This is a genomic window from Candidatus Pantoea floridensis, from assembly GCF_900215435.1.
Lineage (GTDB): Bacteria > Pseudomonadota > Gammaproteobacteria > Enterobacterales > Enterobacteriaceae > Pantoea > Pantoea floridensis.
This window is the reverse complement of record NZ_OCMY01000001.1, coordinates 1,741,002-1,761,325: the sequence shown is the minus strand read 5'-3', so window position 1 is coordinate 1,761,325 and position 20,324 is coordinate 1,741,002. Positions and strand designations below refer to the sequence as shown.

16 protein-coding genes and 1 tRNA gene are annotated in these 20,324 nt (G+C 54.2%); 14 read left to right on the top strand and 3 right to left on the bottom strand.

The genetic code is table 11. The features are described from left to right. Positions 1-262: 262 nt before the first annotated feature. Both CRO19_RS08180 and CRO19_RS08175 read right to left on the bottom strand, forming a co-directional pair. Positions 263-976, bottom strand: coding sequence for a DUF3053 domain-containing protein (locus tag CRO19_RS08180; protein WP_097095392.1), 714 nt, complete (start codon positions 974-976; stop codon positions 263-265). A 139-nt stretch (positions 977-1,115) separates the two neighbouring features. After that, positions 1,116-2,714, bottom strand: coding sequence for a gamma-glutamyltransferase family protein (locus CRO19_RS08175; RefSeq protein ID WP_097095391.1), 1,599 nt, complete (start codon positions 2,712-2,714; stop codon positions 1,116-1,118). A 480-nt stretch (positions 2,715-3,194) separates the two neighbouring features. Between CRO19_RS08175 and CRO19_RS08170 the strand changes: the two genes are divergently transcribed. Beyond that, complete coding sequence (locus CRO19_RS08170) at positions 3,195-3,491, top strand: HTH-type transcriptional regulator (protein WP_097095390.1); 297 nt, start codon at positions 3,195-3,197, stop codon at positions 3,489-3,491. Positions 3,492-3,537: 46 nt separating this feature from the next. Here CRO19_RS08170 and CRO19_RS08165 read toward each other — a convergent pair whose 3' ends face one another. Then, positions 3,538-4,131 (bottom strand): HD domain-containing protein, encoded by a 594-nt coding sequence (locus CRO19_RS08165; RefSeq protein WP_097095389.1) that lies wholly within the window; start codon positions 4,129-4,131, stop codon positions 3,538-3,540. A 62-nt stretch (positions 4,132-4,193) separates the two neighbouring features. Here CRO19_RS08165 and CRO19_RS08160 point away from each other — a divergent pair, with 62 nt between their 5' ends. The 13 genes from CRO19_RS08160 (at position 4,194) to bcsB (ending at position 20,320) form a co-directional block, all read left to right on the top strand. Further along, positions 4,194-4,658 carry a MarR family winged helix-turn-helix transcriptional regulator gene (locus CRO19_RS08160; RefSeq protein ID WP_097095388.1) on the top strand — a complete coding sequence of 155 codons (465 nt, stop codon included), beginning with the start codon at positions 4,194-4,196 and terminating at the stop codon, positions 4,656-4,658. A gap of 95 nt (positions 4,659-4,753) precedes the next feature. Beyond that, positions 4,754-5,182, top strand: coding sequence for an organic hydroperoxide resistance protein (locus tag CRO19_RS08155; protein WP_097095387.1), 429 nt, complete (start codon positions 4,754-4,756; stop codon positions 5,180-5,182). Positions 5,183-5,449: 267 nt separating this feature from the next. After that, positions 5,450-7,141, top strand: coding sequence for a kdo(2)-lipid A phosphoethanolamine 7''-transferase (gene eptB / locus CRO19_RS08150; RefSeq protein WP_097095386.1), 1,692 nt, complete (start codon positions 5,450-5,452; stop codon positions 7,139-7,141). A 125-nt stretch (positions 7,142-7,266) separates the two neighbouring features. Further along, positions 7,267-7,343, top strand: a tRNA-Pro gene (locus tag CRO19_RS08145). 699 nt (positions 7,344-8,042) lie between these two features. After that, positions 8,043-9,653, top strand: coding sequence for a dipeptide ABC transporter periplasmic-binding protein DppA (gene dppA, locus CRO19_RS08140; protein ID WP_097095385.1), 1,611 nt, complete (start codon positions 8,043-8,045; stop codon positions 9,651-9,653). Between the two features lie 198 nt (positions 9,654-9,851). Continuing rightward, positions 9,852-10,871 carry a dipeptide ABC transporter permease DppB gene (dppB, locus tag CRO19_RS08135; protein ID WP_097095384.1) on the top strand — a complete coding sequence of 340 codons (1,020 nt, stop codon included), beginning with the start codon at positions 9,852-9,854 and terminating at the stop codon, positions 10,869-10,871. Between the two features lie 9 nt (positions 10,872-10,880). Further along, positions 10,881-11,783 (top strand): dipeptide ABC transporter permease DppC, encoded by a 903-nt coding sequence (dppC, locus tag CRO19_RS08130; RefSeq protein WP_061719333.1) that lies wholly within the window; start codon positions 10,881-10,883, stop codon positions 11,781-11,783. A 12-nt stretch (positions 11,784-11,795) separates the two neighbouring features. Then, positions 11,796-12,782: a dipeptide ABC transporter ATP-binding protein gene (dppD, locus tag CRO19_RS08125; RefSeq protein ID WP_097095383.1), complete on the top strand. Its 987-nt coding sequence runs from the start codon at positions 11,796-11,798 to the stop codon at positions 12,780-12,782. Beyond that, on the top strand, positions 12,772-13,782 hold the full coding sequence (dppF, locus tag CRO19_RS08120; RefSeq protein WP_097095382.1) for a dipeptide ABC transporter ATP-binding subunit DppF: 1,011 nt from the start codon (positions 12,772-12,774) through the stop codon (positions 13,780-13,782). The genes dppD and dppF overlap by 11 nt, the downstream gene beginning before the upstream one ends. Before the next feature lie 474 nt (positions 13,783-14,256). Continuing rightward, entirely contained in the window at positions 14,257-14,907 is a 651-nt protein-coding gene (bcsO, locus tag CRO19_RS08115; RefSeq protein WP_097095381.1) for a cellulose biosynthesis protein BcsO, read from the top strand. Beyond that, positions 14,898-15,698 (top strand): cellulose biosynthesis protein BcsQ, encoded by an 801-nt coding sequence (gene bcsQ, locus CRO19_RS08110; RefSeq protein ID WP_097095380.1) that lies wholly within the window; start codon positions 14,898-14,900, stop codon positions 15,696-15,698. The genes bcsO and bcsQ overlap by 10 nt, the downstream gene beginning before the upstream one ends. A gap of 54 nt (positions 15,699-15,752) precedes the next feature. Next, positions 15,753-17,858 (top strand): UDP-forming cellulose synthase catalytic subunit, encoded by a 2,106-nt coding sequence (gene bcsA, locus CRO19_RS08105; RefSeq protein ID WP_097095379.1) that lies wholly within the window; start codon positions 15,753-15,755, stop codon positions 17,856-17,858. After that, positions 17,855-20,320 carry a cellulose biosynthesis cyclic di-GMP-binding regulatory protein BcsB gene (bcsB, locus tag CRO19_RS08100; RefSeq protein WP_097095378.1) on the top strand — a complete coding sequence of 822 codons (2,466 nt, stop codon included), beginning with the start codon at positions 17,855-17,857 and terminating at the stop codon, positions 20,318-20,320. Before bcsA ends, bcsB begins: the two co-directional genes overlap by 4 nt. The last annotated feature ends 4 nt before the right edge of the window (positions 20,321-20,324 follow it).

Below are 20,324 nucleotides of genomic sequence, written 5' to 3'. Positions count from 1 at the left end.
AGCGCGCTGTAAGGAAGTGACGAAAATCTGAAAAGAGGTGAACCCATCAGGAGACGAGCAAGGGCGGTTTGTAGGGCCGCCCTTTATGGCGTAATGCCACTGAATTAAGCAAAAAAAGGGCTTTTTATGCAGGTGCGCATGAATGCGCACCCTACGAAAACCCGGCTATATCCACGTGGGGTCACCATTCATGGTGACCGATTCACGCTTAACTAACGGGTATTACGCCATTTATGGCGACCCCGGAAAATGACTCAACGTTTTACAAACCGCCTTGCACCGCGTTTTGCGCTTGTGTGAGCGCCTGCGCGTTACTGGAAAGATTGCTCATTAGCGTGTTGTACTGCGTCGCCTGATCCTGCGTTGGGAATTGCACGCCGCCGTCATTAAAGGTAACGCGTGCGCCTTGCGATTGCAGATAATCCCCGGTTTGCACTGCCGCCTGGCTTAATGCCTGCAGCTGCGGCAGTAGCGGAATCAGCGTGCTGGCCGGCTGTGTGACGACTTTAGCGAAGGCGGCATCGTAGACTTTTTTCAGATCGTCCGGCTGCTTCAGCGTGGCTTTGCTGCTGTCGGCCTGCATTTTGGCGCTCTGAATCTGCTGTGTCAGCACACTCAAATTACTGCTCGCCTGGCGCAGGCTGTCGCGGCGGGTTAAATAATCCTGCGGTACACGAATCGCGGCCAATTCATCGACAACGGGACGCATACCTTGATCAATTGCCTGGTTCGCCTGCTGTGAGAAGCCATACAGGATGGCGTAATCGCTGGCGTAGTTACCGAAGGTCTGCTTCTGGTTTTCACTCAGGCTGGGCAGATGCTCGCCGCTACGCATCACGGTATTTTGAAGGAAATCACTGAAAGCTTTACGCTGATCGCCCTCTTTGTCGCCACAGGCGGTGAGTTGCAACACCACCAATGCGCTGACCATCAGCATGCCGGTACGCATCCAGATGCGGGATAATCCTGACGCCATAATTCAACTCCTGTGATAATGGCTTTCTCCCATCCTATTCCAAGCCAATGCTCGAATTATTCGGGATTAAAATTTTTGCGAAAATGGTCCTAAAGAATAGTGCAATGGTCTGGTGTGTACAACGGGCGCACCGGGCAAATTAAAACACCAGCGCCTGTCCATCTTTGCGGCTTTCCGTTGCGGCGATATAGAAACCTTGTGGATCGCGAACAATCGCCTGCGCGCCGCCGAAGTTATAGCCGAGAAGGGGATCTTCGAGCGTGATCAGATGCCCCATTTCACGTAATTTTGCCAACGCGTTGCGATCGATACCCGGTTCGACCACCACTGAACGCCCTTGCTCAACGCGCCAGCGCGGCGCATCAATCGCCGCCTGCGGGTTTTGTTTATGCTGCATGATACGTAGCGCCAGCTGCAGATGGCCTTGCGCCTGCATTGGACCGCCCATCACGCCAAACGACATCAGCGGCTGTCCCGCAGCATCTAAAGCAAACGCCGGAATAATGGTGTGGAACGGACGTTTACCGCCTGCCACCACGTTCGGATGTTGCGCATCGAGCGAGAACCCACAGCCGCGGTTCTGCAGACTGATGCCGGTGCCTGGCACCACCACGCCCGAGCCAAAGCCCATAAAGTTGGATTGTATAAAGGAAACCATCATGCCGCTGGCATCGGCGGTGGTAACATAGACCGTGCCGCTCTGCTGCGGTGCGCCAAAGGTAAAATCTCCGGCTTTATCAGGGTCGATCAGCTGTGCACGCTGCTGAAGATAGCGATCGCTCAACAGCAGTTCGGCAGGGAATTCAAGGTGATCGTAATCGCTGACGTAGCGATCCAGATCGACCAGCGCCAGTTTCATCGCCTCAATAGAGAGATGCAGCCACGGCACCGAATCCGGCGTATAGCGGCCAATATCCCACTGCTCGAGAATGCCCAGCGCAATCAAGGTGGCGATGCCCTGGCCATTGGGGGGCAGTTCCTGCACCGATCCACCGGCAAACGGACGCGACAGCAGATCAACCCAATCGGCGCGATGGTTATCCAGGTCAGACATAGTGAGGGATGCGCCGTGCTGTTTGGCAAACGCCACCATCTTTTCGGCGAGTTCGCCGCGATAGAAAGCTTCGCCACGCGTTTCGGCGATTTTTTGCAAGGTAGTGGCTTGCGCCGGATTACGGAAGAGCTCACCGGCGCGTGGCGGCAGGCCATCGGGCGCAAAGCACTCGACGAAGCCGGGTTGATCTTTCAGTTTGTTATAGCCGCGCTGCCATAGGTGACCTATCAGCGGCGAAACCGGGAAACCTTCACGTGCATACGCTATCGCCGGCTGTGCCAGCGTGGTGAGCGGCAGGGTGGCAAAGCGTTCAGCCAGGGTTACCCAAGCCGATACCGCGCCAGGCACCGTGACGGATTCCCAACCGATTTCCGGCATCGCGTTATATCCGGCGAAACGTGCTGGGCTCCATGCCGCCGGTGAACGTCCTGAAGCATTCAATCCCTGCAGCTGTTTGCCATCCCAGATAATGGCAAAAGCATCGCTACCGAGGCCGTTGCCCGTCGGCTCTAACACCGTGAGCGCCATTGCGCTGGCGATTGCGGCATCTACCGCATTGCCGCCCTGTTGCAGCATGCGAATACCTGCCTGTGCTGCAAGCGGCTGCGAGGTAGCAACCGCGTTGCGGCCCATCATAGGTACGCGGTGTGAGGCATAGCTGGCGGTAAAATCCAAATCGCTCATAACCCTTTCTCTTTGCGTCATGCTGGTGCGGGAACGCTGCAGCGCTGTGCAGCACCATGAATGTGCGGGATAAGTGTTTAATAATAAGTCAGATAATTCATGTTGATAGCGAATTGGCACTTTTTTTGAATAGATTTTAATCAAGGCACTGCTTAACGCTACTGACTCGTAGTTTTAGGCACTGGTTGGGTAGCAAGTGCTGGTGGGTCAATCGGTTATGATGATCGATCGGGTAATGGCATAAGAAAGAATAAAAAATAATCAGGAATCAAGCAGCAAAGTCGGGGATCTGACCCATACTTAGAAACCCGGACAATTGTTGCATTGCCCTGGCATCTTTTTGCAGTGCACAACAGGCTGTGTCCCGCATCGGTTTAATAATAACTCCGCGATACAACCTAAACGGGTCGGTTTCAGCACCATTTGGTGCTTACGTCTCTACTTTCACGTGCTTCATAGTGAGTTTTTAAGGAGTTCTCTATGGAATTTAAAGATCCAATGGTCGAGTTGCTCAGCAGCCTTGAGCAGATTGTTTTGACACGTGATGCTCAGTCTTCCGTATCAGAAATTACACTCAATCAGGCTTCAGTTCCCGAGCCGCAGCGTTTACGCGAGATGACCGGCATGCAGGTGGATGAATTCGCCCGCGTGATGGGGGTGAGCGTCTCGTCAGTTAAAAGCTGGGAGGCGCAACGTACGCGTCCTTCCGCTACGGCGCGCAAACTGATGAAGCTGCTGCAAGCAAACCCCTATCTGGGGCGTCAACTGCTGGAGTAACACCAGGCTTTATTTGGTGCTCCAACCCGCCTATACGGCGGGTTTTTTAATTTACGTCGCTATACTTCGCCGCCTGTTTCACGAACCAGCTTTCCGGCACGCTGTGCGGCGGCTGTGCTAATTGAGCAAGACCTTGCTTAATTGTCTGTTCCGCCTGCTGCCACAAATGCCGATCCCCTTCGCGCAATAGTTGAATCTGAATCTGTTTTTCAACCAGATAGACGCGGGCAAAGTGAGCATCGTATTGCACGATGGCGCGGGTGTTATCGATGATATCGGCCAGTTTGATGGTTTGCGCCTCGGGTGAGGCCGCAGCGGTATGACGAAAATGCGCCAGCTTACGAGCGGCACGATTTTTTGCGGCGGGCTGCTCGCTGTCAGTGAGCATATCTACCAGTTCAGCCACCCGCGCGCCGAAATGACGTTCAATGTCTTCTAAAGTGGTGGGTGTATCTTCAACCGTATCATGCAGCCAGGCGGCGGCAATCATCTGTTCGTCATCGGTAACGCTCCGTACCAGTTCGGCGACGGCAGCGGGGTGAACAATGTAAGGTTCATCCGTATATTTACGGCGCTGGCCCGCAGCAGCATGCGCTTCTGTGGCATAACGGCGCGCTTGCTCTTCCAGTGAATCTCGCATATTCCACTCTCCCAGAGAAAGATTGCTTGCAATTATCTAGCGCGCTATCTATATTGAACTTCATGAACAGTAATCAAGATGACAAAAAAGTGAAGCAGGCGCCACTTCAGTTAGATCAGCAGCTCTGCTTTGCGCTGTACTCGGCGAATCTCGCGATGCACAAAGTCTATCGTCAGCTGCTGTCAACGCTGGAGATTACCTATCCGCAATATCTGGTCATGTTGGTGCTGTGGAATCAGGATGATGTCACGGTATCGGAGATTGGCGAGCAGCTGTTTCTTGATTCGGCAACGCTGACGCCACTATTGAAACGTCTGGAAAGCGCCGGCTTATTGCGCCGCCAGCGTTCACGTCAGGATGAACGCCAGGTGGTGGTAACGCTAACCGATGAGGGGCGTGCGTTACGTGCCAAAGCCGCAAGTATTCCGGAAGCCATTCAGTGTGCGACCGCCTGCGATGATGATGCGATGGCGTTGCTGAAAGGCCAGTTGGACGATTTGCGCGACAGTTTGTCTCGCGCTAAGTAATTCGGGAAGTCGCTGTCTCGACATCCCACACCATGAAGTTCAGGCTTGCGCATAATAAGTAGTGCGCGATTATATAGCGAATTAATGAGGTTATTATGTCTTTAGAGAAAGTTGTTTACACTGCAAAAGCTAAAGCTACCGGTGGTCGTGATGGTCGTGCTACTTCTTCAGATAACGTGCTGGATGTAAAACTGGGCGTGCCAAAAGAGATGGGTGGCGCAGGCGGCGAAGTGACTAATCCAGAGCAGTTGTTTGCTGCGGGTTATTCGGCGTGTTTCCTTGGCGCGATGAAATTTGTTGCCGGCCGCGATAAAATTACCATGCCAAAAGAGGCGTGGATTGAAGGTGAAGTGGGCATCGGCCCGATCCCGAACGGTTTCGGTATTGAGGCCAAATTGAATATCCATCTGCCAGACATGGATGCTGCCGAAGCACAGAAACTGGTTGATGCGGCGCACATTGTTTGCCCTTATTCCAATGCTACGCGCGGCAACATTGACGTAACGCTGAACATCATTAACTAATTGATGTTGATAAAATAAAAGGCTCCTGCGGGGGCCTTTTTTACATCTGAATATTACGCCGATTGGTCCGATGAAAAAATTTTTCTGGTCTAACCATTGGTTAAATGTTCTACTGCTCCGCTTCGCGTCATCGCCCTATCGCCAATCAGAATCGTCCCGATCCTGCACGTTGCGTCACGCTTTTTCCGCGGTTTAGCGAACTCTACTGCCTTTAAATAGTCACATAACGGTTGATACAACGACACCAGGTCGGGAATAAATATTTTCATGAATTATATTAAAAGTTTAACGCAGCAAAAGCTGTCACTGCTGCTTGCTTTGTATCTCGGCATCTTATTGAATTTGCCGATATTTTATCGCCGTTTTGACGGTTTTTTAACCCAATCGACGCTCTCTAACTGGCTCTCTGCTGCCGCGGAAGTGATGGCGGCCGTGTTGCTGACTTTCTTCCTGATGCGCTTGCTGTCGCTGGGCGGTAAATGGGCTTATCGCGTTCTGGCCAGCCTAATTGTGGTGATTTCGGTTGCTGCAGCCTATTACATGGCGTTCTTCAATGTGGTGATCGGCTACGGCATCATTGCTTCGGTGATGACTACCGATGTCGATCTCTCTAAAGAAGTGATTGGCCTGCGTTTCGTGCTGTGGATGGTGCTGGTGAGTGCGCTGCCGCTGTTGCTAATTTGGAGTAATAACCTTAGCCAAACGCTAATCGAACAGTTGAAAACGCCGGGTCAACGTCTTAAACCCGTGGTGATTCTGTTGCTGAGCGTGGCGCTGGTGTGGCTGCCTATTCGCTATTTTGACAAGTTGCAGAAAGTTAACGAAGAGATCACTAACATCGATTTGCCGAGTTACGGCGGGGTCGTGGCGCACTCCTATCTGCCATCAAACTGGATCGCGGCGCTAGGACTGTTCGCCTGGACCAAAGTGGATGAAGAGTGGGATGGCAAAGAGCTGCTGGATCCGGCGAAAAAGTTCACCTACGTTGCGCCGCCAGGCATTGACGATACTTATATGGTGTTTGTGATTGGTGAAACCACGCGCTGGGACCATATGGGGATGCTGGGCTACGATCGCGACACCACACCGAAATTGTCGAAAGAGAAAAACCTGGTCGCTTTCCGCGGCGAATCATGTGATACCGCTACCAAGCTCTCGCTGCGCTGCATGTTTGTGCGCGAAGGCGGCACCATGGACAACCCAGGCCGCACGTTGAAAGAACAAAACATTTTTGCGGTGCTGAAAGAGCTGGGCTTCACCTCTGAGCTGTTCGCTATGCAGAGTGAAGTGTGGTTCTACGATAATGCAGATACCAACAACTTCTCATTCCGTGAGCAGATTGGTTCTGAGAAGCGCAATCAGGGCAAGGCGGTGGATGACATGCTGTTAGTGCCTGAACTGCAAGCCTCGCTGCAGCGTTTCCCGAAAGGTAAGCATGTAGTGATTCTGCATACCAAAGGTTCGCACTACCTTTATTCCCAGCGCTACCCGCGTGATTTCGCGCGCTATAAACCAGAGTGCATGGGGGTTGATGAAACCTGCAGTAAAGCGCAGTTGATCAATGCTTATGACAACTCCGTTTTATACGTGGATACCATGCTGGATAGCGTGCTCGATCAGCTGCGTGATAAGAAGGCGATAGTGTTCTACGCCGCTGACCATGGTGAATCGATCAGCGAGAATATGCATCTGCACGGTACCCCGCGCGAGATGGCACCGCCAGAGCAGTTCCGCGTGCCGATGATTGTCTGGGCTTCCGATAAGTATCTGGCAGACCCAACCAACCGCAGCAACTTCGAGCGCTTGCAGGCGCAGCAGCGCGTAGGTAAAACGCATCGTCATGTTGAGCTGTTTGATACGATTTTAGGTTGCCTCGGTTATACCTCTCCAGATGGTGGAATTAAAGCTGCCAATAACTGGTGCCAGGCACCTGCGGGCGCACCGGCTAAAACGCTGTAATATTTACCTGGAAGCTATTGAGCAGCAGGGCTTTTTAAGGCACTGCTTGCTTTCCAGGCGATCGGGCGGAATTTAGGTAAAAGGGATTGACGCTTTTTTAGCAGCGCAGTAATATGCGCCCCCATCGGCGAGTAGCGCAGCTTGGTAGCGCAACTGGTTTGGGACCAGTGGGTCGGAGGTTCGAATCCTCTCTCGCCGACCATCTTTGAAGAAACCTGCTTTTATAAGCAGGTTTTTTTTCGTCTGTCATTTGGACGGGATCGCTGCACCTTTCCTGAGCAACGCAGCGGGCAAACAGCAAAAGCCGTAAATACACCCTTTCCGCCAGCTAAACGCTAAATACTCAGTATTATGTCCACTTTACACGCTGCACCCCACGCCAAATCGAAGCCGCACGCTTAATTCGTGACACATTCTTCTTATGACCGGTTTATGCATCATGCTGATTTCTTATGCCATTTTACTAGCAGAATCCGCTGCCTGAACGTCATAACGCACGAAGAATCGTTCAGATATTCAACATTTACCAATAACTTTTGTATGTTTTTTAGCGGTGATAATCACTGTCATTTGGCTGTATAGCCAGATAATCACGCGGCATTGAGCGCTTTATCACCTTTTTTAATTTTGGCTTAGCGTCAGAAGGGTGTTTTTTATCGTTGCTTGCACTTACTCACACTCTGTGTAAATAACCCCACACTGTATTGACGTTCATTGCAACTGTTGACAAATTGATGCGTCAATCAAATGTAGAGACGGACGTGCCTGACAGATTCCACGGTGCCAGCGCAACAACTATAACCGCTCACATTTTGCTTACTCTTAATTGACCTGCCCGAACCGCATAAAAAAATCAGAGGTCGGGCGACGCACACAACATCACATCACAATGGAGCAAAACATGATCAACTCCCTGGCTAAATCCAGGATGCTGAAGGTCGGTCTCAGCCTGATTGCTATGACCGTTGCCGCTGGTGTCCAGGCGAAAACCCTCGTTTATTGTTCTGAAGGTTCGCCGGAAGGTTTCAACCCGCAGCTCTTCACCTCGGGCACCACCTACGACGCAAGCTCTGTACCGATCTACAACCGCTTGGTTGAGTTCAAAACCGGTACTACCGAGCTGCAGCCAGGTCTGGCAGAAAAATGGGATGTTAGCGCGGACGGTAAAACCTATACCTTCCATCTGCGCCAGGGCGTGAAGTGGCAATCGACCAAAGACTTCAAGCCAACCCGCACCTTCAATGCCGATGACGTCGTGTTCTCCTTCGAGCGTCAGCTCGACAAAAACAACAAATATCACGGTGTTTCTGGCGGCAGCTACGAATACTTCGAAGGCATGGACATGCCTAAGCTGATCGCCAAAATCGAAAAAGTTGACGATTACACCGTACGCTTCACCCTGACCCGTCCAGAAGCGCCGTTCATCGCCGACCTTGGCATGGACTTCGCCTCAATTCTGTCAAAAGAATACGCCGACAACATGCTGAAAGCGGGCACGCCAGAGAAGCTGGACCTCAATCCAGTGGGCACCGGTCCGTTCGTACTGCAGCAGTACCAGAAAGATTCGCGCATTCTCTACAAAGCTAACCCAGACTTCTGGGGCACCAAGCCGAAGATTGATCGCTTAGTGTTCTCCATCACGCCAGATGCGTCAGTGCGTTATGCCAAACTGCAGAAAGGTGAGTGCCAGGTGATGCCGTACCCGAACCCGGCCGACATCGCCAGCATGAAGAAAGACGACAAAATTAATCTGATGGAGCAGCCAGGTCTGAACGTCGGTTACCTGTCGTTCAACACCGAGAAAAAACCGCTGGATAACGTGAAAGTGCGTCAGGCACTGACCATGGCGGTAAACAAACAAGCCATTATTGATGCCGTTTATCAGGGCGCTGGCCAGGCCGCGAAAAACCTGATCCCACCAACCATGTGGGGCTATAACGATGATGTGAAGGATTACGCTTACGATCCTGAGAAAGCGAAAGCGCTGCTGAAAGAAGCAGGTATGCCGGATGGTTTCTCAATCGACCTGTGGGCCATGCCGGTTCAGCGTCCATACAACCCGAACGCACGCCGTATGGCGGAAATGGTTCAGGCTGACTGGGCGAAGATTGGCGTGAAAGCCAAAATCGTCACCTTCGAGTGGGGCGAGTATCTGAAGCGTGCTAAAGCCGGTGAACACCAGACCGTGATGATGGGCTGGACCGGTGATAATGGGGATCCGGATAACTTCTTCGCCACGCTGTTCAGCTGTGCAGCAGCGAAAGACGGTTCTAACTACTCACGTTGGTGCTACAAGCCGTTTGAAGATCTGATTCAGCCAGCACGTGCTGAAGCCGATCACAACAAACGTATTGAACTGTACAAACAGGCTCAGGTAGTGATGCATGACCAGGCACCAGCGCTGATCATCGCTCACTCAACCGTGTACGAGCCAGTGAGCAAGAAAGTATCGGGTTATGTGGTTGATCCATTAGGTAAACATCACTTCGAAAACGTCGATATCCAGGAATAACCTTTCGGATTATCGCGGTGAGGGCCAGCGCTGCTGGCCCTCGGGCGACCTCTTCGTCGCCCGCACTCCGCACTTTTTTTCCGGCTAATTCTACTATTGAAGCGCTTCTTGCGTCGCGTCCGCCCATGGCTGGCTGCGAGTGTTGAGCAATGTTGTCCCCGGCGGTAACGCCATGGGAAATGTCAGAGAACCAGGCTTATGCTGCAATTCATACTCCGACGTTTGGGCCTTGTCATCCCAACGTTCATCGGAATCACGTTATTGACCTTCGCGTTTGTCCACTTGATCCCCGGCGATCCGGTCCTGATCATGGCCGGCGAACGCGGTATCTCTCCGGAACGTCATGCCCAGCTGATGGCGCAGTTTGGCCTCGATCAGCCGATGTGGAAACAGTACATCACCTACATCAATGGTGTACTGCACGGCGACCTCGGCATCTCGCTGAAAAGCCGCATCCCAGTCTGGGACGAATTCGTACCACGCTTCAAAGCTACGCTGGAACTGGGTATCTGCGCCATGCTGTTCGCGATTGCTGTCGGCATTCCGGTGGGCGTGCTGGCGGCGGTTAAACGCGGCTCCATCTTCGATCACACCGCCGTCGGCATCTCCCTCACCGGTTACTCGATGCCCATCTTTTGGTGGGGCATCATGCTGATCATGCTGGTTTCGGTGCAGTTAAACCTCACGCCGGTCTCTGGACGCGTCAGCGACACCATCTTCCTTGATGACACTCATCCGCTCACCGGCTTCATGCTGATTGATACGCTGCTGTGGGGAGAAGAGGGTGATTTCAAAGATGCGGTAATGCACATGATTCTGCCCGCTATCGTGCTCGGCACCATCCCGCTGGCGGTGATTGTGCGTATGACGCGCTCCTCGATGCTGGAAGTGTTGGGAGAAGACTACATCCGCACCGCGCGTGCTAAAGGCCTGACGCGTATGCGTGTCATTGTGGTGCATGCGCTGCGTAATGCCATGCTGCCGGTCGTCACCGTCATTGGTTTGCAGGTCGGTACCCTGCTGGCCGGTGCGATTCTGACCGAAACCATCTTCTCGTGGCCGGGACTCGGTCGCTGGCTGATCGAAGCGCTGCAACGCCGTGACTATCCGGTGGTGCAGGGCGGCGTATTGCTGGTGGCCATCCTGATCATCGTGGTCAACCTGCTGGTTGATCTGTTGTACGGCGTGGTCAATCCACGTATCCGTCATAAGAAATAAGGGGGAATCATGTCTGCTGTTGATCCCGCAAGCGTAACTGCTGCACCCAAGCCGATGACCCCGTTGCAGGAATTCTGGCACTACTTCAAACGTAATAAAGGCGCAGTCATCGGCCTGGTTTACATCGTACTGATGCTGTTAATCGCCATCTTTGCCGATGTGCTGGCACCGCATGCCCCGGCCGAACAGTTCCGCGATGCCTTGCTACACCCGCCGGTCTGGCAGGAAGGCGGCAGCTGGAGCTATATCCTTGGTACCGATGACGTGGGCCGCGATGTGCTGTCGCGGCTGATGTACGGCGCACGCCTGTCGCTGCTGGTCGGCTGCATGGTGGTGGTGCTGTCGCTGATTCTCGGCGTGATCTTTGGCCTGATGGCCGGCTACCTCGGTGGCGTGGTCGACGCCATCATTATGCGCGTGGTCGATATCATGCTGGCGCTGCCAAGCCTGCTGTTGGCGCTGGTGTTAGTGGCGATCTTTGGTCCGTCAATCGTCAACGCCTCGCTGGCGATTACCTTCGTGGCGCTGCCGCACTATATCCGTCTGACGCGTGCTGCGGTGCTGGTTGAAGTCAACCGCGACTACGTCACCGCGTCAAGCGTGGCGGGGGCCGGCACGCTGCGCCAGATGTTCATCAATATTCTGCCTAACTGCCTCGCACCGCTGATCGTGCAGGCATCATTAGGTTTCTCCAACGCCATCCTCGATATGGCGGCGTTGGGCTTTCTCGGTATGGGGGCGCAACCGCCAACGCCGGAGTGGGGCACCATGCTCTCCGACGTGTTGCAGTATGCGCAAAGTGCCTGGTGGGTGGTGACGTTCCCTGGCGTGACCATTTTGCTAACGGTTCTGGCATTCAACCTCATGGGCGATGGTTTGCGTGATGCACTCGACCCGAAACTCAAGCAGTAAAGAGGCACCGAGATGGCGTTATTAAATGTAGATAAGTTATCGGTGCATTTCGGCGACGAAAAGACACCGTTTCGTGCAGTTGACCGCATCAGCTACCAGGTCGAACAAGGCCAGGTGGTGGGCATCGTGGGTGAGTCGGGTTCCGGTAAATCGGTCAGCTCGCTGGCGATTATGGGACTGATTGACTATCCCGGCCGCGTGATGGCCGAAAAACTGGAATTCAATGGGCGCGATCTGCAGAAAATCTCCGAAAAAGAGCGCCGCCAGCTGGTGGGCGCTGAAGTGGCGATGATCTTCCAGGACCCAATGACCAGCCTCAATCCGTGCTACACCGTAGGTTTCCAGATTATGGAAGCGTTAAAGGTGCATCAGGGCGGCAGCAAACGGACCCGTCGTCAGCGCGCGATTGATTTGCTCGACCAGGTGGGTATTCCCGATCCGTCATCGCGTCTGGATGTTTATCCGCATCAGCTGTCGGGCGGGATGAGCCAACGCGTGATGATCGCCATGGCGATTGCCTGCAAACCGAAACTGCTGATTGCCGATGAGCCGACGACGGCGCTCGACGTCACCATTCAGGCGCAAATCATCGAACTGCTGCTGGAGTTGCAGAAGCAAGAGAACATGGCGCTGATCCTGATTACTCACGATCTGGCGCTGGTGGCCGAAGCGGCACAGCACATCATCGTGATGTATGCCGGTCAGGTGGTGGAAAGCGGTAAAGCGGTGGATATCTTCAAAGCGCCGCGTCATCCCTACACGCAAGCGCTGCTGCGCGCGCTGCCGGAGTTTGCTGCCGACAAAGCGCGTCTGGCGTCCCTGCCGGGCGTGGTGCCGGGTAAATACGATCGTCCAACGGGTTGCCTGTTGAACCCGCGCTGCCCGTATGTGACCGATCGCTGCCGCCGTGAAGAGCCGGAGCTGCGCGACATTCCTGGCCGTCAGGCCAAATGTCACTTCCCACTGGATGATGCCGGGAGACCAACCTATGAGTCTTGATAACACTCAGCAGGAATACCTGCTGCAGGCCATTGACCTGAAAAAACATTACCCGGTGAAGAAAGGTCTGTTCGGCCAGGAACGTCTGGTGAAAGCGCTGGATGGCGTGTCGTTCAACCTCGAGCGCGGCAAAACGCTGGCGGTGGTGGGGGAATCCGGCTGCGGAAAATCGACGTTAGGCCGCCTGCTGACCATGATTGAAACGCCGACCGAAGGCCAACTCTTCTGGCACGGTCAGGATCTGTTAAAGCACGATCCGCAGGCGCAGAAGCTGCGTCGTCAGAAAATCCAGATTGTGTTCCAGAACCCGTACGGTTCGCTCAATCCGCGTAAGAAGATCAGCCAGATTCTTGAAGAACCGCTGGTGATCAACACTTCGCTGACCAAAGCGGAACGCAAGGAAAAAACGCTGGAGATGATGGCTAAGGTGGGCCTGAAAACCGAGCATTACGATCGCTATCCGCACATGTTCTCAGGCGGCCAGCGTCAGCGTATTGCTATCGCACGCGGTCTGATGCTCGATCCCGATGTCCTGATTGCCGATGAACCGGTTTCTGCACTCGACGTCTCGGTGCGCGCCCAGGTGCTCAATCTGATGATGGATTTGCAGCAGGATTTGGGGCTGTCCTACGTCTTCATCTCGCATGACCTGTCGGTGGTGGAGCACATCGCTGATGAGGTGATGGTGATGTATCTCGGGCGCTGCGTGGAGAAGGGGAGTAAAGAGGCGATTTTCAGCAATCCGCGTCATCCTTATACCCAGGCGCTGCTGTCGGCGACGCCACGTCTTAATCCCGACGAGCGTCGCGAGCGCATCAAGCTGACGGGCGAGCTGCCTAGTCCGTTAAATCCGCCGCCGGGCTGTGCGTTTAACGCGCGCTGCCGTCGCCGTTTTGGCACTTGTGTCCAGCTGCAGCCAAAACTGAAACAATATGGCGATCAGCAAATTGCCTGCTTCGCGGTAGATCAGGATGAAAACCAGCCGGTGGTTACGCCATAAATTACCGCCATACATTGTTAAAGGCTCCCTTGGGAGCCTTTCTTATTTCACCCTTAATACATGAGGGAAATTAACGGGAGAAATCATTATCCTTAAATCGGCTCTAAAACCATTACGCCATTGCATCAGTCTTTAATTGGTCCTGACTAAGATATAAAGGGTTAAGACAAATTCCTAATTTTTCCAGCATTGTGTGAGTATCATCACATCAGATTAAAATCTGCAGGTTGCAGCGCAGTGGAGTATTTTCAGTAGCTTAGGTTAAAATTACCCGCGTGATTATTTCTGTTAATCGATATTAATTAATCCCCGTCAATAAATAATTGCACGCTTTTTGCATATCCGATTTTTCAATCATAAAGATAAAACTCTTTTATTGATTGCGGCGCTTTAATAATCAGAATTCTCTCACCGTCTTTTAATGCTTGTGATATATTCGCGGAAAATTCCCTCCCGTTTTTACAGGCTCTGATCATGAAGAATTACGACGATCTGCAGCGTTTTAAAGAAAAAACGCAGACGCTAGACATTGCTTTTAAGGATATGTCCGGCCAATCGCAGGAAGCCGATCAAAGTCAGTGGGCGTTGCTGCGCCAATTGGCTAGCGATGATGAGTCGGAATTAGGCAGCGGTCAGCGTATCGATCTGCCGCAGCCACAACCGATTAGCGTTGATGAATTTGCCGCACCACCTGCTCAGGCTGAGCCTGCCGCTGTTGCGGCTACGTCGCGCGGATCGATTCTCGAGAGCTTAGGCGCGCCTGTGGCAGCGCCATCGGCGATCGGTTCTTCACTGTTCCCGCCAGCACCTTCCGCGCAACCGGCGCAAACGGGTGCGCCGCTGGCGCCCAAGGCCACGCTGGTTGAACGTCAGGCGACAACATCACTGTTTCCGCCGGCGAAACCTGCTGTCGCGCCTGCTGTTAAGCCTGCAGTCGCTCCGCTGGCCGCAGCGCCTATCGCGCCAGCACCCACCTTTGCCGCACCGGTAGAACCGGCACGTCCGGCAGCGCCCGCACCTTCTCGTTTTGGTGCCCTGTTCCGATCGCGCTCGGCAGAGCCTGCTAATCTTGCAAAAGAAACACCATTAAAACCGCTACTGGAGAAGATTGCGCTATGCCGTTAGTTTGTGTGTGCTCGCCAAAAGGGGGAGTAGGGAAAACCACCATGGCGGCCAACCTTGCGTGGAGTCTGGCCCGCGCTGGCAGCAAGGTATTGGCAATCGATTTTGATGTGCAAAACGCCCTGCGCCTGCATTTTGGTGTACCGCTGCATGATGGCCGCGGTTTTGTTGCACGCTCTGCCGATCAGGCCGACTGGAGCCAATCCATTCTGACCACCGGCGGCAATATATTTGTTATGCCCTATGGCGATGTCACCGAAGAACAGCGTGAACGTTTTGAAGAAAACCTGGTAAAAGATCCGCACTTTCTGCAGCGCGGCCTGGATACCGTGCTGAATTACCCGGGATTGGTCATTATTGCCGATTTTCCTCCGGGTCCGGGTGCTGCGCTTAAAGCCATGACCGCTCTTGCCGATATGCATGTAGTGGTGATGTTAGCGGATACCGCATCAGTCTCTTTGCTGCCGCAAATAGAAAATGATCGCATGATAGGTCAGCCGCTAAATAATAAACGTGGTCATTATTTTGTCCTTAACCAAAGTGATAACCGCCGCAATATAAGTCGTGAAGTCACAACCTTTATGCAGCAGCGTTTGGGCGATAATTTATTAGGCGTTGTGCATCGTGATGAAAGCGTGGCTGAAGCGAATGCTTCACAACAATCAGTTTATGATTTCAGTCCGGCTTCTGCCGCCGCGTTTGATATCGAATTAGTGGCGAAACGCGTGGCAAATATCCTGGATATCACCGTAGGAAATGGTGAAGTTCAGGCGCCTATCCGCAGCCATTATTAATAATGAGGCCGGTATCGGCCGCATAAAAACAATACAGCTCCTTCAGGGTGAATCATGAGTAAACTCGGGTTTTACCTGCTGCTGCTGGTGCTTGCACCCGTAGCCGCGGTAATCGTCATCACGCCTATGGACAGCCAGAAGCAATATATCTTCGGCTTGATCAGCATCGGGATGATGTTTCTACTGGGCTTCAGTAAAAGCCGCAAAATAACCGTTGTGATGGTTATCCTTTCTGCGCTGATGTCGACCCGATATATCTGGTGGCGCACCACGGAGACGCTGCAGTTTAATTCAGAGATTGAAGCAATCCTTGGGATTGGCTTATATCTGGCCGAACTCTATGTCTGGCTGATTTTAATTCTTGGCTTCCTGCAAACCACCTGGCCATTAAAGCGCACCATTGAGCCGCTGCCCGATGATACCAGCCTGTGGCCGACGGTTGACGTTTATGTTCCTACCTATAATGAAAGCCTTGATGTGGTGCGAGATACCGTGCTGGCGGCGCAGTGTATTGATTATCCGCGCGACAAGCTGAAGGTCTATTTACTGGATGATGGCAAACGTAGCGAGTTTGCGGTATTTGCTGCCGACGTCGGCGTAGGCTATATCACCCGCGATGACAACAGCCACGCGAAAGCCGGTAACCTTAACCACGCCATGAAGATCACCAAAGGTGAGCTGATTTGCATCTTCGACTGTGACCACGTTGCCACGCGTACCTTCCTGCAAGCAACGGTAGGGCCGTTCCTCAACGATCCGAAACTGGCGCTACTGCAAACGCCGCACTACTTCTATTCGCCGGACCCGTTCGAACGTAATCTGCGTGCAGCGCGCAGCATTCCTAATGAAGGCTCGCTGTTCTACGGCCCGGTTCAACAGGGTAATGATAACTGGAACGCGACGTTTTTCTGTGGCTCCTGTGCGGTGATCCGCCGTAGCGCGCTGGAAGAGATTGGTGGCTTTGCAGTTGAAACCGTCACCGAAGATGCGCATACCGCCTTGAAAATGCAGCGTCTTGGCTGGGGCTCCGCTTTCCTGGCGATCCCGCTGGCGGCTGGCCTGGCGACCGAACGTCTGGGGCTGCATGTGGTGCAGCGTAACCGCTGGGCGCGTGGCATGACGCAGATCTTCCGCGTCGATAACCCTTTGTTCGGCCGTGGTTTAACCTGGCAACAGCGTCTGTGCTACCTCAACGCCATGCTGCACTTCCAGTTTGGCTTGCCGCGTGTCGCATTTCTGACCGCGCCGCTGGCGTACCTGCTGTTTAACCTGAATATCATTCACTCGTCGGCATCGCTGATCTTCGCCTACGTCCTGCCACATCTGGTGATGTCGCTGTACGTCAACTCGCGCATGAACGGCAAGTTCCGCTACACCTTCTGGGGTGAAATCTACGAAACCGTTATGTGCTTCCACCTCGTTATCCCCACGTTGCTGACCATGCTGGCACCGAAGCGCGGAAAATTTAACGTTACGGATAAAGGCGGCTTGCTCGATCAGGGTTTCTTCGATTTCCACATTGTGCGCCCGCATGTGATTGTTGCCGCGCTGCTTTCAATCGGCATTATTGCTGGCGTAGTGCGTGCCACCGCGCATGACTACTTTGGCGTCGATCCCTACGTTATTGCCCTTAACGTCGGCTGGGCGGTGTTCAGCCTGATCATTCTGATGGCGGCGATTGCCGTGGCGCGTGAAACCAAACAGGTGCGTAAAACCATCCGTATTGACGTGCAGATTCCGGCGGTCATTCACTACGCCAGCGGCATCTCTTCACGCACGCAAACCAGCGATCTGTCGATGGGTGGTGCGCAGCTCGATGCGCCGGACCATCGTCATGAACAGGATGACATCGAAGAGATCGATCTGCTGTTGAAATCCGGCACCATCACCATTCCGGTAAGCAAAATTTCCGGCGATGAAGAGAGCATCCGGCTGCGCTTTGGCGATATGCCGCTGGCGCGCCGCCGTGAATTAGTGCGTGTGGTGCTGGCGCGTGCCGATGCATGGATTCAGCCGGAGTACAAGCAGGACAACCCTCTGGTTTCCCTTGGCACCATTATTCGTACCGTCTTTGAGCTGTTCTGGCTGACCTGGAAAGATCGCCGTGAGAAGCGTAAGCGTGATAACCAGCCTGCGGTAAAAGAGGACAGCGCTGCATGAAGAATTTGACGCAAACGTTGCTGGCAAGCTCGCTGGCAACGGCGCTCGTGCTCGCGCCAGCATGGGCTGAAACCCCGGCGGTGACTCAGGATAGTGCTGCGCTTTCAGCGGTTCCACCGCCACAGGGCATGGAAGGTGCGGCCGACCAGCAGTTACAGCAAGCCGCCGGTGCGGCGCCGTATGCTCCTTCGGAGAGCGCCCCCGCGAATGAAAATGCGGCGCCAGCCGCGCCTGCACCCGACATGGTGCTGCCTTCGGTCGAGCCAGGCGCCATGGCTGATAGCGGCACGGCTACGCTCAACCAGCCGATTAGCAGCATGGTTTCCGTAGCGCAGATGGGCCAGCCGAAGGGTATTACGCTCACCGGCGGCCAACTGCAATCCGGTATCGTGTTTACCTTGCCGACAGATGAAGTGATCACCAGCGCACGCCTCAACCTTTCACTACGCGTCTCTGCGGCACTGGCGGCGCGTAACACTTCGCTGCAGCTGATGCTAAACGGTCAGCCGCTCGGCACCTTACCGCTGGGCTCCAGCGACAGCGATATCAGTGACTACCAGCTGGATATCCCGGCAGCGATGGTGGTATCGAGCAACAATCTGAGCTTCAAGATTAACGATGCCGATAAGCTGCTGTGCGAGAAAGAGAGCGCGCAGCAGTACCAGGTATCCATTTTGCCTAAAACCACGCTGAGCCTGGAAGGTCAGCAGCTGAACATTGGCACCAGCCTGCGCAACTTCCCGCGTCCGTTTATTGATGCGCAACGCATGACGCCAGCCAGCGTTAGCTTTGGCTTTGCCACCAATGTTGCGCCGGATAGCATCAGCGCGGCTGCGCTGGTGGCATCCTGGATGGGTATTCAGTCGGACTATCGCGGCATTCGTTTCCCGGTGGTGCGCGGCGATTTGCCCGAGCACAACGGTATTCTGGTGGGGCATCCTGGCGACAAAATTGGCACGGTGACGTTACCCGCGAGCAATGGCCCGCTGCTGCAGGTGACCGATAATCCCAACAATCCTGTTTACAAGCTGCTGCTGGTGGTGGGCGCCAATGACGATCAGCTTCGCCAGGCGGCTAACCGTTTAACCACGCAGCCGCTCACCACGGATGGCAACAGCCTGAATGTGCAGCCGCAGCCGATTGGCGTGCGAAAACCTTATGATGCGCCACGCTGGATTAACACCACGCGTCCGGTACGCCTGAGCGAACTGCTGCGTAAGGATCAGAGCCTGACCACCACCGGCATCTGGCACGATGCGCTGAGCGTCAATTTCCGCGCCGCGCCTGACCTGTTCCTGTGGGATGGCGATACCATTCCGGTGAATCTGCACTATCGCTTCCCGTCCGAAAGCTGGATTGATGAGAGCAACTCGTTCCTCAACGTGATGATCAACGGCACCTTCCTGCGTAACCTGACGGTGAACAAAGTGGGCTTGCTGGAGAGCGCCTGGCATCGCCTGGGCGGTGACGCGCGGCAGGAGCATTACACGCTGAAGCTCGAACCCTACCTGATTTATGGTGACAACCAGCTGGCGCTCTATTTCAACATCAAGCCGAAAGCAGATGCGCCGTGCGGCGTGCTGCTGAACAACAATATCAAGAGCCGCATTGAAGAGGATTCATGGATCGATCTGAGCCACACGCGGCACTTCACCATGCTGCCGAACCTCTCTTACTTTGTCGGCGCATCGTTCCCGTTCTCGCGGCTGGCGGATTTCTCGCAGACGACGCTGTTGTTGCCAGAGCAACCCAGCGACGCGGAGATCGCCACGCTGCTGGATATGGCATCACGTGCCGGCAACGCCACCGGCGTTCCGCTGCTGCAGAACCAGGTGCTGTTTGGTCTGCCAAATGGCGGCACCAATCTGACTCGCCTGCAGCACAGCGATGTGTTGGCGGTGAGTACCACGCAGAACAACGACTTCAACCAACGGATGCTGGCCAATACGCCATTTGATACCAGCGGCAACACGCTGGGCGTGAAAGAGCCGACGAGCTGGGAAAAAGTGCGCGGCTGGCTGACCGGCGACTGGTATCGCCAGCAGCTGGATGCCGATCGTTACTTCTCATCGAACGAAGCGTGGCGCGGCTTTGTCAGCTATCGCTCGCCGTGGAACCGCGATCGCCTGGTGGTGATGACTGTGGCCACCAGCGATCAGCAGCTGCTACGCCTGCATGAAGATCTGAATTCTGCGCGTATTAACGCCGGTATTCGCGGTGATACCGCCATCATCACCGATGAGAACGGCATCCGCAGCTTCCGCGTGGGGCCGCAATTCCCGAGCGGCGAAATGCCGTGGTACATGATGGTGGTGTGGTATGCCAACCAGCACTCGGTGCTGATGGCGCTGGCGGCACTGCTGCTTTCAGCGCTGGTCGGCAGCGGTGCATGGGTGATGCTGAAACGTCATGCGTGGCGTCGTCTCAACCCAAAAGTTGATAGCAAGTCCGGCAAGAAGTAAGGAT

What these genes read in the sequence shown, in the direction of transcription:
- CRO19_RS08180 (WP_097095392.1), bottom strand. Translation starts at nt 976, where the DNA reads ATGGCGTCAGGATTATCCCGCATCTGGATGCGTACCGGCATGCTGATG.
- CRO19_RS08175 (WP_097095391.1), bottom strand. Translation starts at nt 2,714, where the DNA reads ATGAGCGATTTGGATTTTACCGCCAGCTATGCCTCACACCGCGTACCT.
- CRO19_RS08170 (WP_097095390.1), top strand. Translation starts at nt 3,195, where the DNA reads ATGGAATTTAAAGATCCAATGGTCGAGTTGCTCAGCAGCCTTGAGCAG.
- CRO19_RS08165 (WP_097095389.1), bottom strand. Translation starts at nt 4,131, where the DNA reads ATGCGAGATTCACTGGAAGAGCAAGCGCGCCGTTATGCCACAGAAGCG.
- CRO19_RS08160 (WP_097095388.1), top strand. Translation starts at nt 4,194, where the DNA reads ATGAACAGTAATCAAGATGACAAAAAAGTGAAGCAGGCGCCACTTCAG.
- CRO19_RS08155 (WP_097095387.1), top strand. Translation starts at nt 4,754, where the DNA reads ATGTCTTTAGAGAAAGTTGTTTACACTGCAAAAGCTAAAGCTACCGGT.
- eptB (WP_097095386.1), top strand. Translation starts at nt 5,450, where the DNA reads ATGAATTATATTAAAAGTTTAACGCAGCAAAAGCTGTCACTGCTGCTT.
- dppA (WP_097095385.1), top strand. Translation starts at nt 8,043, where the DNA reads ATGATCAACTCCCTGGCTAAATCCAGGATGCTGAAGGTCGGTCTCAGC.
- dppB (WP_097095384.1), top strand. Translation starts at nt 9,852, where the DNA reads ATGCTGCAATTCATACTCCGACGTTTGGGCCTTGTCATCCCAACGTTC.
- dppC (WP_061719333.1), top strand. Translation starts at nt 10,881, where the DNA reads ATGTCTGCTGTTGATCCCGCAAGCGTAACTGCTGCACCCAAGCCGATG.
- dppD (WP_097095383.1), top strand. Translation starts at nt 11,796, where the DNA reads ATGGCGTTATTAAATGTAGATAAGTTATCGGTGCATTTCGGCGACGAA.
- dppF (WP_097095382.1), top strand. Translation starts at nt 12,772, where the DNA reads ATGAGTCTTGATAACACTCAGCAGGAATACCTGCTGCAGGCCATTGAC.
- bcsO (WP_097095381.1), top strand. Translation starts at nt 14,257, where the DNA reads ATGAAGAATTACGACGATCTGCAGCGTTTTAAAGAAAAAACGCAGACG.
- bcsQ (WP_097095380.1), top strand. Translation starts at nt 14,898, where the DNA reads ATGCCGTTAGTTTGTGTGTGCTCGCCAAAAGGGGGAGTAGGGAAAACC.
- bcsA (WP_097095379.1), top strand. Translation starts at nt 15,753, where the DNA reads ATGAGTAAACTCGGGTTTTACCTGCTGCTGCTGGTGCTTGCACCCGTA.
- bcsB (WP_097095378.1), top strand. Translation starts at nt 17,855, where the DNA reads ATGAAGAATTTGACGCAAACGTTGCTGGCAAGCTCGCTGGCAACGGCG.